15 protein-coding genes are annotated in these 12,818 nt (G+C 63.3%); 10 read left to right on the top strand and 5 right to left on the bottom strand.

The window, feature by feature from the left end; all coding sequences use genetic code 11:
- Positions 1 to 5: 5 nt before the first annotated feature.
- From RFA01S_RS14745 to RFA01S_RS14735, 3 genes are read right to left on the bottom strand one after another with little or no spacing between them, the layout of a single operon-like run.
- Positions 6 to 419, bottom strand: a complete 414-nt coding sequence (locus RFA01S_RS14745) for a molybdenum cofactor biosynthesis protein MoaE (protein WP_027496591.1) — start codon at positions 417 to 419, stop codon at positions 6 to 8.
- Entirely contained in the window at positions 412 to 1,419 is a 1,008-nt protein-coding gene (moaCB, locus tag RFA01S_RS14740) for a bifunctional molybdenum cofactor biosynthesis protein MoaC/MoaB (RefSeq protein WP_255032404.1), read from the bottom strand. The genes RFA01S_RS14745 and moaCB overlap by 8 nt, the downstream gene beginning before the upstream one ends.
- The gene (locus tag RFA01S_RS14735) at positions 1,416 to 2,606 is read right to left on the bottom strand and encodes a molybdopterin molybdotransferase MoeA (protein WP_032407030.1); all 1,191 of its coding nucleotides are present in this window, start codon (positions 2,604 to 2,606) and stop codon (positions 1,416 to 1,418) included. The genes moaCB and RFA01S_RS14735 overlap by 4 nt, the downstream gene beginning before the upstream one ends.
- Positions 2,607 to 2,785: 179 nt before the next feature.
- Here RFA01S_RS14735 and moaA point away from each other — a divergent pair, with 179 nt between their 5' ends.
- Both moaA and RFA01S_RS14725 read left to right on the top strand, forming a co-directional pair.
- The gene (gene moaA / locus RFA01S_RS14730) at positions 2,786 to 3,838 is read left to right on the top strand and encodes a GTP 3',8-cyclase MoaA (protein ID WP_094643087.1); all 1,053 of its coding nucleotides are present in this window, start codon (positions 2,786 to 2,788) and stop codon (positions 3,836 to 3,838) included.
- 31 nt (positions 3,839 to 3,869) lie between these two features.
- Positions 3,870 to 4,115, top strand: coding sequence for a MoaD/ThiS family protein (locus RFA01S_RS14725; protein ID WP_027496595.1), 246 nt, complete (start codon positions 3,870 to 3,872; stop codon positions 4,113 to 4,115).
- Positions 4,116 to 4,145: 30 nt separating this feature from the next.
- Here RFA01S_RS14725 and nadE read toward each other — a convergent pair whose 3' ends face one another.
- Positions 4,146 to 4,991 (bottom strand): NAD(+) synthase, encoded by an 846-nt coding sequence (gene nadE / locus RFA01S_RS14720; RefSeq protein ID WP_032366345.1) that lies wholly within the window; start codon positions 4,989 to 4,991, stop codon positions 4,146 to 4,148.
- A 66-nt stretch (positions 4,992 to 5,057) separates the two neighbouring features.
- On the opposite strand from nadE, the gene RFA01S_RS14715 reads away from it, so the two are divergent.
- A complete protein-coding gene (locus RFA01S_RS14715; RefSeq protein ID WP_032387466.1) occupies positions 5,058 to 5,840 on the top strand; it encodes a fructosamine kinase family protein in 783 nt (260 codons plus the stop codon).
- 10 nt (positions 5,841 to 5,850) lie between these two features.
- On the opposite strand, the gene RFA01S_RS14710 is transcribed toward RFA01S_RS14715, so the two are convergent.
- Entirely contained in the window at positions 5,851 to 6,450 is a 600-nt protein-coding gene (locus RFA01S_RS14710) for a TetR/AcrR family transcriptional regulator (RefSeq protein WP_027496598.1), read from the bottom strand.
- 104 nt (positions 6,451 to 6,554) lie between these two features.
- Between RFA01S_RS14710 and RFA01S_RS14705 the strand changes: the two genes are divergently transcribed.
- The 7 genes from RFA01S_RS14705 (at position 6,555) to nrdF (ending at position 12,809) form a co-directional block, all read left to right on the top strand.
- Complete coding sequence (locus tag RFA01S_RS14705) at positions 6,555 to 7,121, top strand: NAD(P)H-dependent oxidoreductase (RefSeq protein WP_032390074.1); 567 nt, start codon at positions 6,555 to 6,557, stop codon at positions 7,119 to 7,121.
- A gap of 43 nt (positions 7,122 to 7,164) precedes the next feature.
- Entirely contained in the window at positions 7,165 to 7,287 is a 123-nt protein-coding gene (gene ykgO, locus RFA01S_RS14700) for a type B 50S ribosomal protein L36 (protein ID WP_032387197.1), read from the top strand.
- Positions 7,288 to 7,689: 402 nt separating this feature from the next.
- Complete coding sequence (locus RFA01S_RS14695; protein WP_027496601.1) at positions 7,690 to 7,923, top strand: redoxin NrdH; 234 nt, start codon at positions 7,690 to 7,692, stop codon at positions 7,921 to 7,923.
- Between the two features lie 24 nt (positions 7,924 to 7,947).
- Positions 7,948 to 8,409, top strand: coding sequence for a class Ib ribonucleoside-diphosphate reductase assembly flavoprotein NrdI (gene nrdI / locus RFA01S_RS14690; RefSeq protein WP_027496602.1), 462 nt, complete (start codon positions 7,948 to 7,950; stop codon positions 8,407 to 8,409).
- A 34-nt stretch (positions 8,410 to 8,443) separates the two neighbouring features.
- Positions 8,444 to 10,609 carry a class 1b ribonucleoside-diphosphate reductase subunit alpha gene (gene nrdE, locus RFA01S_RS14685; RefSeq protein WP_032370748.1) on the top strand — a complete coding sequence of 722 codons (2,166 nt, stop codon included), beginning with the start codon at positions 8,444 to 8,446 and terminating at the stop codon, positions 10,607 to 10,609.
- Between the two features lie 91 nt (positions 10,610 to 10,700).
- Complete coding sequence (locus tag RFA01S_RS14680) at positions 10,701 to 11,795, top strand: type IV toxin-antitoxin system AbiEi family antitoxin domain-containing protein (RefSeq protein ID WP_072692099.1); 1,095 nt, start codon at positions 10,701 to 10,703, stop codon at positions 11,793 to 11,795.
- A gap of 48 nt (positions 11,796 to 11,843) precedes the next feature.
- Positions 11,844 to 12,809 (top strand): class 1b ribonucleoside-diphosphate reductase subunit beta, encoded by a 966-nt coding sequence (gene nrdF / locus RFA01S_RS14675; protein ID WP_027496604.1) that lies wholly within the window; start codon positions 11,844 to 11,846, stop codon positions 12,807 to 12,809.
- Positions 12,810 to 12,818 lie beyond the last annotated feature (9 nt).

The following is a 12,818-nucleotide window of genomic DNA, read 5'->3' as shown; positions in this document are numbered from 1 at the left end:
GTCTTCTACAGTCCGACCCATTCGGTGCGCCCGCCTTCGAAGCCCTGCCGTTTCCAGATGGGTACCTCGGCCTTGATGCGTTCGACCAGTCGGGCGCACGCCTCGAACGCCTCGGCGCGATGAGCCGATCCGACTGCGGCCACGAGCGCGAGATCGCCGACCCGCAAGTCCCCGACGCGATGCACGGCAGCGACCGCAAGACCGGTTTCGGACGAGACCTCCGAGCAGCATCGGCTCAAGAAGCGTTCCGCATCGGGGTGGGCGCGGTATTCGAGAGTTTCCACGGCGTGGCCACCGTCGTGGTCACGAACGATTCCGCTGAACAGCACCACGGCACCGTGGTGCGAATCCTGTACCGCGGCCTCTACCTCGGCGGTCGTCAGCGGCTCGTTCGAGATGCGGGCGACGAGTTCAGTCATCGTGGGGTCCTCCTCCTGAGATCTGGGCGAGTACATGATCGAGGAGCGGATCGAGAACGGCCAAGCCGTCTTTCACGCCTCCCGGTGATCCGGGCAAATTGACGACGAGGGTACGTCCGATCAACCCGGACACTCCGCGACTCAGCACCGCGTGCGGCGTCGCGGAGGTTCCCTTGGCGCGGATCTGGTCTGCTATTCCTGGCATCTCGATGTCGAGCAGTGCCGCCGTGGCCTCCGGAGTTGCATCGGTAGGGGAGACGCCGGTTCCGCCGGTCGAGATGATCAGCGACGGCTCGCCGCGTAGCGAGTCGCGCAGCCCGGCCTCGATGTCGGCATCGGCGTACACCAGCGGGCCGCGCACCGCGAAGCCCCGATCGGTCAGCCAGGATGCGATGGACGGGCCGGTGGTGTCCGGGCGGGTTCCGCGAGCACCGCCGGTGGAGGCCACGAGCACGACCGCCGACTTCGTCCCCTCCGACGGCCGAGCGTCGTCGTCGGGGGCGGTCGCCTTCGCATCACGCTGCCAATGTCCATGCTTACCACCGTCTTTGGTGATCAGCCGGACGCCGTTCATCGTCGCACCCGGGTCGACTGCCTTGACCATGTCGTGCAGGGTCAGCCCGGCAACCGCGACGGCGGTGAGGGCTTCCATCTCGACGCCGGTCCTACCGGTCGTGCGCGCGGTGGCTTCGACCGTGATGGAGGTGTCGGTGAATCCGAAGGAGATCTTGACCGACGAGAGCGCGAGTTGATGGCACAGCGGAATCAGATCGGACGTGCGCTTGGCAGCCGAGATACCGGCGATCCGAGCGGTCGCCAGGACATCGGCCTTCGGCATGCCGTCCGCCTGCACCAACCCGATGACCTCGGGCGTGGTGACGAACTCGCCTGCCGCCACAGCGGTTCGGGAGGTCTCTTTCTTGTGCGCCACATCGACCATGCGGGCGCGGCCCTCGTCGTCGAGGTGCGACAGGGGGTTCTGCGGAACTTCGGTGGTCACAGCGGCCATACCTCCACGGGTGATCCTGCGGCGAGTTCGGTCGTCTCGGCGGCGATGTCGATGAGCACGTCGGCCCACGCCAGTGCGGCCACCAGGTGGGACCCCGGTCCGGCGACCAGTTCGACCCGGCCGTCGTCACGCAATTTCCCGCGGAGCAGTTGACGCCTGCCCGGCGGCGAGGTGATCGACTGGAACAGAGTCGCAGGGCCCGACAAGACCGGTGGCAGGCCGCCAGATCGCCGAACGATGTTGCGCGCGAACATGATGTACGCCACCACGGTGCTGACGGGGTTGCCGGGGAAACTCAGGACCGGAGTGCCGTCGAACATCGTGATGCCCTGCGGTCCACCCGGTTGCATCCGAACCGATCCGAACTGTCCACCCAGCGGCGCGAGAACGTCCTTGACCACCTCGAAGTCGCCCATCGACACTCCACCGGAGGTGATGATGAGCTCCGCCGATGCGGCTGCGGAGGTGAGGATGCTTCGGAAGCGTTCCGGATCGTCGGTGCTGCGTGCGACGGTGACCACGTCGGCACCGCTCGCGCGCAGGTGCGCGGCAAGAGTGATGCCGTTCGAGTCGAAGATCTGACCGGGCGAGAGCGTCTCGCCTGCGTCGGCCAACTCTGCTCCGGTGGTCACCACGGCCACACGAGGACGCGACCGTACGTCGACGGTGGCCAGTCCGACGGCCGCGAGAACCGAGATGTGCCGGGGCTCGAGCACTCTGCCCGCGTCGATCAGGATCGTTCCCGCGCGTACGTCGCTACCCTGTTCGCGCACGAATTCGCCTGCGACGCGGGCTCGTTCGACGGTCACCGCACCTGCGGTGGTCACCGTGGTGTCCTCCACGGGGACGATGGCGTCCGCTCCGTCGGGTATCGGTGCACCGGTCATGATCTTGGCTGCGCTACCGGGCGTGAGCGTTGAGGGTCGGGTGGGTCCGGCAGCGATGATCGTCGATACCGGAAGCGTCACGGGCGCAGACTGCACCGAGCGAGAATCGACCGCATAACCGTCCATCTGCGAATTCCGGAACAGAGGTAGATCGACGGGGGAGGTCACGTCGTGGAATGCCACCCGCCCCAGTGCGTCGGTCAGCGGCACTCGTTGAGCTGCTCGGGTGCCCAAGTCTGCGAGCAGCCACTCGATCGCTGCTGCGTGCTCCTCGACGGATACGGCGCTCACAGTGCAGGTCCGGTGATCGCTCGAGTGTGCTCAGCCGTCATGGCTGCCAATCCTAGGCACGCCGACACGACGGGCGCGTGTGGGCTGCGGCATACTGGGTAGACAAGCCGATGTGAGACATGCAGGAACAGACGGATTCGAGGTGTGAGGTGACGGTGGACAGTGTCACGTCCCTCGGGATCCCACGTATAGGCGCAGCTTCCTCGGGGTCGTCGTTCGGCCCGGTGGACGATCGTCCCGACGTGCCGCATCTGATCGATCGCTTCGGGCGGGTGGCACGCGATCTGCGCATCTCGATCACCGAGAAGTGCTCGCTGCGGTGCACGTATTGCATGCCGGAGGAGGGGCTGCCGGCAATCCCCGCAGCCGACCTACTGACCGCTGGCGAGATCGCTCGGGTCGTCTCGGTTGCCGTGCGCCTGTTGGGAATACGCGACGTGCGTTTCACCGGCGGTGAGCCTCTGATGCGCCGAGACCTGGACGAGATCCTTCGTTCGTGCTCCGCTGTGGCGGACGGCGTTCCGTTGTCCATGACCACCAATGCCGTCGGTCTGGAACATCGTGCGCAGGCCCTCGCCGAGGCCGGTCTGACGCGCGTCAACGTGTCGTTGGACTCGGTCGATCGTGAACAGTTCGCGCGCTTGACTCGACGCGATCGTCTGCCGTCGGTGCTGGCCGGTATCCGAGCGGCCAAGAAGGCGGGCATCGGTCCGGTGAAGGTCAATGCCGTACTGATGCGAGATACGCTCTCCGGCTCCGTGGATCTGCTCCGGTGGTGTCTGGACGAGGGGGTCGCGCTTCGATTCATCGAGCAGATGCCACTCGACGCCGATCACGAATGGGCCCGCAACAACATGATCGACGCCCAGACGTTGCTCGACGAGCTGTCCACTGCTTTCGATCTTCGTGAAGTGGGTCGCGCCGATCCGTCCGCTCCCGCCGAGGAATGGAGCGTGGACGGCACGGAGGCAACCGTGGGAATCATCGCGTCCGTCACGCGCTCGTTCTGCGGCGACTGTGATCGCACGAGGCTCACCGCCGAGGGGACCATCAGGTCCTGCCTGTTCAGCGACGACGAGACGGATCTTCGCGCGGCGCTGCGGGGCGGTGCCACCGATGACGAGCTGGCAGCAGTATGGCGCGGAGCCATGTGGAACAAATGGGCCGGGCACGGCATCGACGCCGAGGGCTTCGTGCCACCGACCCGCAGTATGGGAGCAATCGGTGGTTGAGACACAGCCCAGCACGACCGATAGTCGAACGATGCAGGTGGAGGTGCGGTACTTCGCAGCCGCCGTCGACGCGTCCGGCTGCGAGTCGGAACACCTCACTCTGCCGGCCGGTGCGACGCTGGGAGAATTGCGCGAGGCCATCCGTTCTCGGTACGGAGCCCCGATGGAACCGATTCTGCGGGTGTCGGCGTATCTGGTCGGAGACGAGTTGACCCGCGATCTGGGGCGGTCCGTAGGCAGCAGAGTCGACGTACTGCCGCCGTTCGCCGGCGGCTGATCGTCACCGATCGCCGCCGACGAAGGTCGGTCAGTGACCGTTCTTCCACCAATCGTCGAACGGTGTCACTGGAACGGTTCGCTTGTGCCGCGTCGCGGCGAACATCTTCTCGAGTTTGTCGGCCACTTCCTCGGTGACGTCCTTGCCTTCGAGGTAGTCGTCGATCTGCTCGTATGTGACGCCGAGTGCTTCCTCGTCGGGCAGAGCCGGTCGATCGTCTTCGAGATCCGCGGTGGGGACTTTGCGCCAGGTACTTTCGGGCGCACCGAGCTCGCGCAGCAGCGCAGCGCCTTGTCGCTTGGTCAGGCCGGTCAGAGGTGTCAAATCCACCCCGCCGTCGCCGAACTTGGTGAAGAAGCCGGTGACCGCCTCGGCCGCGTGATCGGTGCCGACGACCACATAGCCGAGTTCGCCGGCGATCGCGTACTGGGCGACCATGCGTTGACGTGCTTTGATGTTGCCGCGCACGAAATCTCGGACCTCGCCGGTTCCCAGAGCCTCGGCGGTCGCAGCGGCTGCGGCATCGGAGGCCTCCTTGATGTTCACCGTCACCGTGCGGTCGGGATCGATGAACTTCAGTGCGATCGCCGCGTCGTCCTCGTCGGCCTGCACACCGTAGGGGAGCCGTACGGCGACGAATTCGGCCTCGTGCCCGTCGGCACGTAGTTCGGTCACCGCCCGTTGTGCGAGCTTGCCGGTGAGCGTGCTGTCCTGTCCGCCGCTGATCCCGAGTACGAAACCGGAGGCCGGTGTCGACGCGAGGTAGTCCTTGAGGAAGTCCACGCGCCTGCGGACCTCCGTCACCGGATCGATGGTCGACTGTACCGCCAGCTCACGCATGATTCCGGAGCGCAATTCCGAGTTGATGTGTCCCATCCGATCATCCTAATGACGAGTGCGGGTACGCGTTCGGGTCGAGAAGGATGCGTAGTGTCGTTCGACGTGAGCGGATCCACCGATACCTTCGTCAAGCGAGATACCCGCGCGCACCCGGACTTCTTCGAGGCCGAGGCGACGGGACTCGCGTGGCTCGGTGAGACAGGGGTGCCTGTCGTCGGTGTTCTCGATCGCGGACCGACGTTCATCGAACTCGAGCGGTTGACGGCCGCGCGTCCCACCGAGATCGCGGCCCGTCGATTCGGGCGCGCACTGGCCCGGATGCACGACGGCGGCGCGGCCGGATTCGGGGCTCCGCCGAATCGCCCGGACGGCACACCGTTTCCCGGGCAGTTGTTCATCGGCTCGCGGCCCATGACCAACACTGTCCACGCCACGTGGGGTTCGTTCTACGCCGCCGAGCGAGTGCTGCCGTATCTGCGGATCGCGGTCGACGCCGGAAACGTGACGCAGTCCGAGGCGGCGACCGTCGAGGCGGCGTGCGAGCGGGTGGCGGACGGCGAGTTCGACGACGGTGAACCGCCCAGTCGAATCCACGGAGACCTGTGGAACGGCAACGTCTTCTGGACCGATGCGGGTGTCGTGCTCATCGATCCCGCGGCACACGGCGGCCATCGCGAAACGGATCTGGCGATGGCGGCACTGTTCGGCTGTCCTCATCTGGACGCCATGGTCGACGGCTACGAGTCCGTGCACCCGCTGCGGACGGGGTGGCGCGACCGGACCGCCCTGCACCAGTTGCATCCTCTGGCCGTACATGCGGCCGGACACGGCCGTTCGTACGGAACTGCCTTGCATTCGGCGGCACTGTCGATCCTCGCGACGTGACCGACAACCGCTATGGGACGCGAGTTGCTCTGCGCACCAGATCTTCCCACCCGTCGGCCAGACGATCCATCGTCATTCCGAGGTCTCGGTACTGGTGCAGCACCAACGTGGCTTCCAGGGGGGTGAGCAGCCAATAGGTGAGAAGTTCCAGGTCTCCCTCCACGCCGGCTGCACGGAGCAAAGACAGAACGTGTGTGAAATTGACCATGTGCGCCGGAGCCGAATACCGAGCGTCGGCCGAGCTTTCCGCGGCCCGCAGCACCTCACCCTGAACCCTGACGAACTCCAGCCGTGCCCGACCGAACGCGACGAGGCGGTCGATGGGATCGGCACCGGGCCCGAGCGGCGGTTCGCCGAACATGAACGAGCTCTGCAACATCTTCTCGGTGTGATCCAACAGGGCTCGCATCAACCCGGCGCGGTTGCCGAAGCGCCGGAACACGGTGCCTTTGCCGACGCCGGCCCTCGTTGCCACGGCCTCCATGGTGACGGCGTCGGCACCGAGGGTCGCCACCAGCTCCGTCGCGGCGTCGAGAAGCAGCCGGCGGTTGCGGGCAGCGTCACAGCGTTCGGAGTCTTCGCCTACTACGGGCAGCATCGGACCGGTCACCTGTTCAGGGTACCTCGCTGAGGAATACAAGTGGACCGCGGTCCGCTTGGATGGTATGAATTGACACGACGATCACGTCATCCGAACTTTCGAAGGAAGATTTCATGTCAGACGCACACGTACTCGTTCTCGTCGGAAGCCTGCGCGCCGAATCGGTGAACAAGCAGATTGCCGAGACTGCAGTCACCGTCGCACCGGCCGATGCCGAGATCGTGGTCTACGACGGGCTGGGCGACGTTCCCTTCTACAACGAGGATATCGACGTCGATGGCTCCGTGCCTACGGCCGCCCTCGCTCTGCGCGCCGCTGCCGAGAAGGCTTCTGCGCTGCTGTTGGTCACGCCCGAATACAACGGCACCATTCCGGCCGTGCTGAAGAACGCCATCGACTGGCTCTCACGTCCCTACGGTGCCGGTGCCATGGTGGGCAAGCCGGTCGTGGTCATCAGCGCATCGCCGAGCGGCAACGGTGCCAAGTGGGCCCACGAGGACACGAGCAAGGCCGTCCGCATCGCCGGCGGATCCGTACTCGAGGACGTCCAGCTCTCCATCGGCGGCACCATCGACAAGTTCGGGACCGCTCACCCGCGTGAGAACGCCGAGGTGTCCGGTGAGATCGGCCACGTCGTGGCCGAGTTGGTCAAGGCGTCGAAGGAACTCGTCAGCGCGTGACCGCTTGATGGTATCGGGAATCGTTTTCATGTAGCCTGGTCTCATGAAGGTGAGAAATTCTCTGAAATCGCTCAAGAGCAAGCCCGGCGCCCAGGTGGTTCGCCGCCATGGGGTCGTGTTCGTGATCAACAAGAAGGAGCCGCGGTTCAAGGCGCGTCAACGCTGACACTCGCGTGATCCACGTGACGGCCCCTCGGAGCAATTCCGAGGGGCCGTCGTCGTGCGCGGATGTCGTAGGGGAACGTCACTGTCGGGGCGACGGTCCGTAGTGACGAAAGACACCTCCTTTTGTGACGTCCGACACGCCGATGCGGGGTGAACGAGCATCGGTCGCACGGCCGTGACCAGCGAATACCACGCATGTTGTTCGCAACATCTCGTGTTCTAGGCAGATGGGGGACACTAGGTGTAGTGTTTGACCCGCCGAGAGACCACAACTCGAAGAGCCCGAACGACGTGGGTTCGAGCAGGTCGCAGTCGCCCTGAGCGGGAGATGTTCTCGGTGCCACACGCAGAGCACATCGTCGCCATCGGTGCACCCGACGGCGACAACGGAAAGAGGGACACCATGAGCATCACCGTTTACACCAAGCCCGCCTGCGTCCAGTGCAATGCCACCTACCGCGCCCTCGACAAAGCGGGTATCGAGTACTCCGTCATCGACATCTCGCAGGACCCCGAGGCACGTGACTACGTCATGGCGCTCGGTTACCTGCAGGCCCCCGTCGTCGTCGCCGGTGACGACCACTGGTCCGGTTTCCGCCCGGATCGCATCAAGACCCTCGCGACGAACGCTGCTTGAACAGATCGAGAAAGTGAGTGAGCGGTGAGTTCACAACAGCAGTCCTCGAACTCACTCGTCTACTTCTCCAGCGCGTCGGAGAACACGCACCGTTTCGTATCGAAGTTGGATATCCCCGCGACGCGCATTCCCTTACGAGATCCGGACGGCACGTTTCGCGTCGACTCTCCCTACGTCCTGATCGTGCCGACGTACGGCGGAGGAACGACGTATGCCGGCCGCGACACCAACTACGTCCCCAAGCGTGTGATCAAGTTTCTCAACGACAAGCACAATCGATCGTTGATCAGAGCCGTCATCGCTGCCGGAAACACCAATTTCGGTGACTCCTTCTGCTTTGCCGGAGACGTCATCTCGCAGAAATGCGCGGTTCCGTATCTCTACCGCTTCGAATTGATGGGCACCCCCGAGGACGTAGTGCGAGTCCGCGAGGGACTCGAAGACTTCTGGGAACGGGAAGTCCGTCGCGCTGCCCACACGCACTGAGCATCAACCACCACAGACCAGTAGGAGCACCGCCGTGGCACCGACCATCACCGACGCAGCACCCGCACCCGCGACCGTTCGCAGCGACGGTGACATGGACTATCACGCGCTCAACGCGATGCTCAATCTCTACGGGCCCAATGGTGAGATCCAGTTCGAGAAGGACCGCGAAGCTGCCAATCAGTACTTTCTCCAGCACGTCAACCAGAACACCGTGTTCTTCCACGACCTGGACGAGAAGCTGGACTACCTGGTCGAGGAGAACTACTACGAGCCCGAGGTTCTGGACCAGTATTCACGTGAGTTCGTGAAGTTCCTGATCAACCACGCGTACTCGAAGAAGTTTCGATTCCCGACCTTCCTCGGTGCGTTCAAGTACTACACCTCCTACACGCTCAAGACGTTCGACGGTAAGCGCTACCTCGAACGCTTCGAGGACCGTGTGTGCATGGTGGCATTGACGCTGGCGGCCGGTGACGAAGCCCTGGCCACCGATCTCGTGGACGAGATCATCGCCGGCCGATTCCAGCCCGCGACGCCCACCTTCCTCAACTCGGGCAAGAAGCAGCGCGGCGAGCCCGTCTCGTGCTTCCTGCTCCGCATCGAAGACAACATGGAGTCCATCGGACGATCCATCAACTCCGCGTTGCAGCTGTCCAAGCGCGGCGGCGGAGTTGCATTGCTGCTGAGCAACATTCGCGAAGCAGGTGCGCCGATCAAGCGGATCGAGAACCAGTCATCCGGTGTCATCCCGATCATGAAGCTGCTCGAGGATTCGTTCTCGTACGCCAACCAGCTCGGGGCACGCCAGGGCGCGGGCGCGGTATACCTGCACGCGCACCACCCCGATGTGTACAAGTTCCTCGACACCAAGCGTGAGAACGCCGACGAAAAGATCCGCATCAAGACGCTGTCCCTCGGAATCGTCATCCCGGACATCACGTTCGAGCTGGCGAAGAAGAACGAGGACATGTACCTGTTCTCGCCGTACGACGTCGAGCGCATCTACGGAGTGCCGTTCGCCGACATCAACGTCTCGGAGAAGTACTACGAGATGGTCGACGACAAGAGGATTCGCAAGACCAAGATCAAGTCGCGTGAATTCTTTCAGACTCTCGCCGAGCTGCAGTTCGAGTCCGGCTACCCGTACATCATGTACGAGGACACCGTCAATCGTGCGAACCCGGTGAAGGGCAAGATCACTCACTCCAACCTGTGCTCGGAGATTCTCCAGGTCTCGACGCCGTCGACGTTCAACGACGACCTCTCGTACAGCCATGTGGGCAAGGACATCTCGTGCAACCTGGGCTCGCTGAACATTGCCAAGACGATGGATTCGCCCGATTTCGGTAAGACCATCGCGGTGGCGATCCGTGGTCTGACTGCGGTGTCGGATCAGACCCACATCTTCTCGGTACCGTCGATCGAGCAGGGCAACAACGACTCTCACGCGATCGGCCTGGGTCAGATGAACCTGCACGGCTACCTCGCCCGCGAGCGCATTCACTACGGCTCGACCGAGGGAATCGACTTCACCAACATCTACTTCTACACGGTGTTGTTCCACGCCATCCAGGCGTCGAACCAGCTGGCGAAGGCGCGCGGCCAGTACTTCAAGGGTTTCCCGGATTCCAAGTACGCGTCGGGTGAGTTCTTCGACAAGTACACCGACCAGGTGTGGGAGCCTGCGACACCGAAGGTCGCGAAGTTGTTCGCCGACTCCGACGTCGCCATCCCGACCCAGGCCGACTGGGCCGCACTGAAGGCGTCGGTGCAGGAGTACGGAATTTACAACCAGAACCTGCAGGCCGTTCCGCCGACCGGCTCGATCTCGTACATCAACAACTCCACCTCGTCGATTCACCCGGTGGCGTCGAAGATCGAGATCCGCAAGGAAGGCAAGATCGGCCGCGTCTACTACCCGGCACCGTACCTCGACAACGACAACCTGGATTACTACCAGGACGCGTACGAGATCGGCTACGAGAAGATCATCGACACCTACGCTGCCGCAACGCAACACGTCGATCAGGGCCTGTCCTTGACGCTGTTCTTCAAGGACACGGCCACCACCCGCGACATCAACCGCGCGCAGATCTACGCATGGCGCAAGGGCATCAAGACGCTGTACTACATCCGTCTGCGTCAGATGGCCCTCGAGGGCACCGAGGTCGAGGGCTGCGTTTCCTGCATGCTGTAGGGCTTCGCCGTCGTGCGCGTTTTGCGTACCTGGAGGGGCGCAAAACGCGCACGACGGAAGTTGTCGTACCCACTGGGCAGGATGGCCGGCCATGGAACATGGTCGGGGGGACGGTCGAGAACTTCAGGTTCTGATCGACACGCAGTGGGGGCTGTTCACTCAGTCGCAGGTCACGAAGTTGGGGTACAGCCGAAATCGAGTCCGCAAGCTAGTGGACAGTGGCGCGTGGATCGTTGTTCTGCGCGGCGTCTATTCAATCTTCACCGGGCCGTTGACGCGGGATCGAATCCTGATGGCAGCGCTTCTGTACGGAGGTGGACACGCAATGCTGAGCCATCGATCCGCGGCGGAGGAGTGGGGTTTCCGCACGCCCGACCCATCCGCGGCGGTCCACGTCACTGTGCCGTACGGAAAGTCTGCGTGCAATCAACGGCCGACGGTGCGCTCGGCCCCTGTGCAGGGAGTACGGCTGGTGGCAGGCATCGGATCGGCATTGCATCCCGGAGTGGTGGTGCATCGTTCTCGTGCACACAGATACATCGGGGTACCAGGGGACATGCCGCGAACGACGTTGGTGGACACTGCACTCGATCTGGCGGTGTCGGAACCTACGCCGAGGCAGGCTTTCCGCAGCTTGGTGTCGTCGGTGACTCAGCGACGAATTCGATTGACGGACGTCCGGGAGCAGATTGCCGTCCGCAGGCCGTACCGGTATCTCACAGCGCTGACCGAAGCCGTCGACTTGCTCGCGAACGGCGTTCAATCCGTTCTCGAACTCGAATATGCGACCAACGTCGAAGAGGCTCACGGGCTTCCGGCTGCCGAACGGCAGAGCGCCATACAGGTCGACGGGCGGACACTCTACGAGGACGTCGTGTACCGAGTTGGATCTCGTACGCTGACCGTGCGCCTGGACGGTCGTCGGTTCCATTCGATGCAAGAGGTCGCATTCCGCGATCGGCGACGTGACAATGCTTCGGAACTCGCCGGGCGTGCGCGACTCGTTTTCGGGTACGAGGAGGTCAGCAGCGATCCGTGCGGCGTCGCAGGAGACGTGGCGCAGGTTCTTCGACGTGAGGGCTGGGAGGGCGAACTCACGTCGTGCGCGTTGTGCGCCCCTCCAGGTACGCAGAACGCGCACGACACAGATCTTGTGTTAGCTATTGATGTCGGACACAACGGGTAGTGTTCAAGCAAGCCAATATTCGGCAGATTCTCTCGGTAGATAGGACACATGGTGAAGCTGATCGATCGCGTTTCCGCAATCAACTGGAATCGGGTCCAGGACGACAAGGACTCCGAAGTCTGGGAGCGTCTCACCAGTAATTTCTGGCTGCCCGAGAAGGTGCCGGTGTCCAACGACATCCCGTCGTGGGCCACTCTGACCGCCGTCGAGAAGCAGCTGACGATGCGCGTGTTCACCGGACTGACCCTGCTGGACACAATTCAGGGGACGGTCGGTGCCGTCAGCCTCATTCCCGACGCCATCACTCCGCACGAGGAGGCGGTGTACACCAACATCGCGTTCATGGAGTCGGTGCACGCGAAGAGCTACAGCTCCATCTTCTCCACCCTCAGCTCCACCCGCGATATCGACGATGCGTTCCGCTGGTCCGAGGAGAACGTCAACCTTCAGCGCAAGGCCGAGATCGTACTGAACTTCTATCACGGTGACGACCCGCTCAAGCGCAAGGTGGCGTCGACTCTGCTCGAGTCGTTCCTCTTCTACTCCGGCTTCTACCTGCCGATGTACTGGTCCTCACGGGCCAAGCTGACCAACACGGCGGACCTGATCAGGCTGATCATTCGCGACGAGGCCGTCCACGGGTACTACATCGGATACAAGTACCAGAAGGGTCTCGAGAAGGTCAGCGAGGAGCGGCGCGAGGAACTCAAGAACTACACGTTCGAGTTGCTGTTCGAGTTGTACGACAACGAGGTCGAGTACACCCAGGATCTGTACGACGAGATCGGTCTGACCGAGGACGTCAAGAAGTTCCTGCGCTACAACGCCAACAAGGCACTGAACAACCTCGGCTACGAGGGTCTGTTCCCCAAGGACGAGACGGATGTGAATCCGGCAATTCTGTCGGCACTGTCACCCAACGCCGACGAGAACCACGACTTCTTCTCCGGCTCGGGATCCTCGTACGTCATCGGAAAGGCCGTCAACACCGAAGACGAGGACTGGGACTTCTAGAAACCCATC

Source organism: Rhodococcoides fascians NBRC 12155 = LMG 3623 (assembly GCF_001894785.1).
Taxonomy (GTDB): Bacteria; Actinomycetota; Actinomycetes; order Mycobacteriales; family Mycobacteriaceae; genus Rhodococcoides; species Rhodococcoides fascians.
The sequence above is the reverse complement of the archived record's forward strand: the minus strand, read 5'-3'. Positions and strand labels throughout refer to the sequence as shown.

What these genes read in the sequence shown, in the direction of transcription:
- RFA01S_RS14695 (WP_027496601.1), top strand. Translation starts at nt 7,690, where the DNA reads ATGAGCATCACCGTTTACACCAAGCCCGCCTGCGTCCAGTGCAATGCC.
- RFA01S_RS14745 (WP_027496591.1), bottom strand. Translation starts at nt 419, where the DNA reads ATGACTGAACTCGTCGCCCGCATCTCGAACGAGCCGCTGACGACCGCC.
- nrdF (WP_027496604.1), top strand. Translation starts at nt 11,844, where the DNA reads ATGGTGAAGCTGATCGATCGCGTTTCCGCAATCAACTGGAATCGGGTC.
- nadE (WP_032366345.1), bottom strand. Translation starts at nt 4,991, where the DNA reads ATGGGACACATCAACTCGGAATTGCGCTCCGGAATCATGCGTGAGCTG.
- RFA01S_RS14705 (WP_032390074.1), top strand. Translation starts at nt 6,555, where the DNA reads ATGTCAGACGCACACGTACTCGTTCTCGTCGGAAGCCTGCGCGCCGAA.
- RFA01S_RS14680 (WP_072692099.1), top strand. Translation starts at nt 10,701, where the DNA reads ATGGAACATGGTCGGGGGGACGGTCGAGAACTTCAGGTTCTGATCGAC.
- ykgO (WP_032387197.1), top strand. Translation starts at nt 7,165, where the DNA reads ATGAAGGTGAGAAATTCTCTGAAATCGCTCAAGAGCAAGCCCGGCGCC.
- RFA01S_RS14725 (WP_027496595.1), top strand. Translation starts at nt 3,870, where the DNA reads ATGCAGGTGGAGGTGCGGTACTTCGCAGCCGCCGTCGACGCGTCCGGC.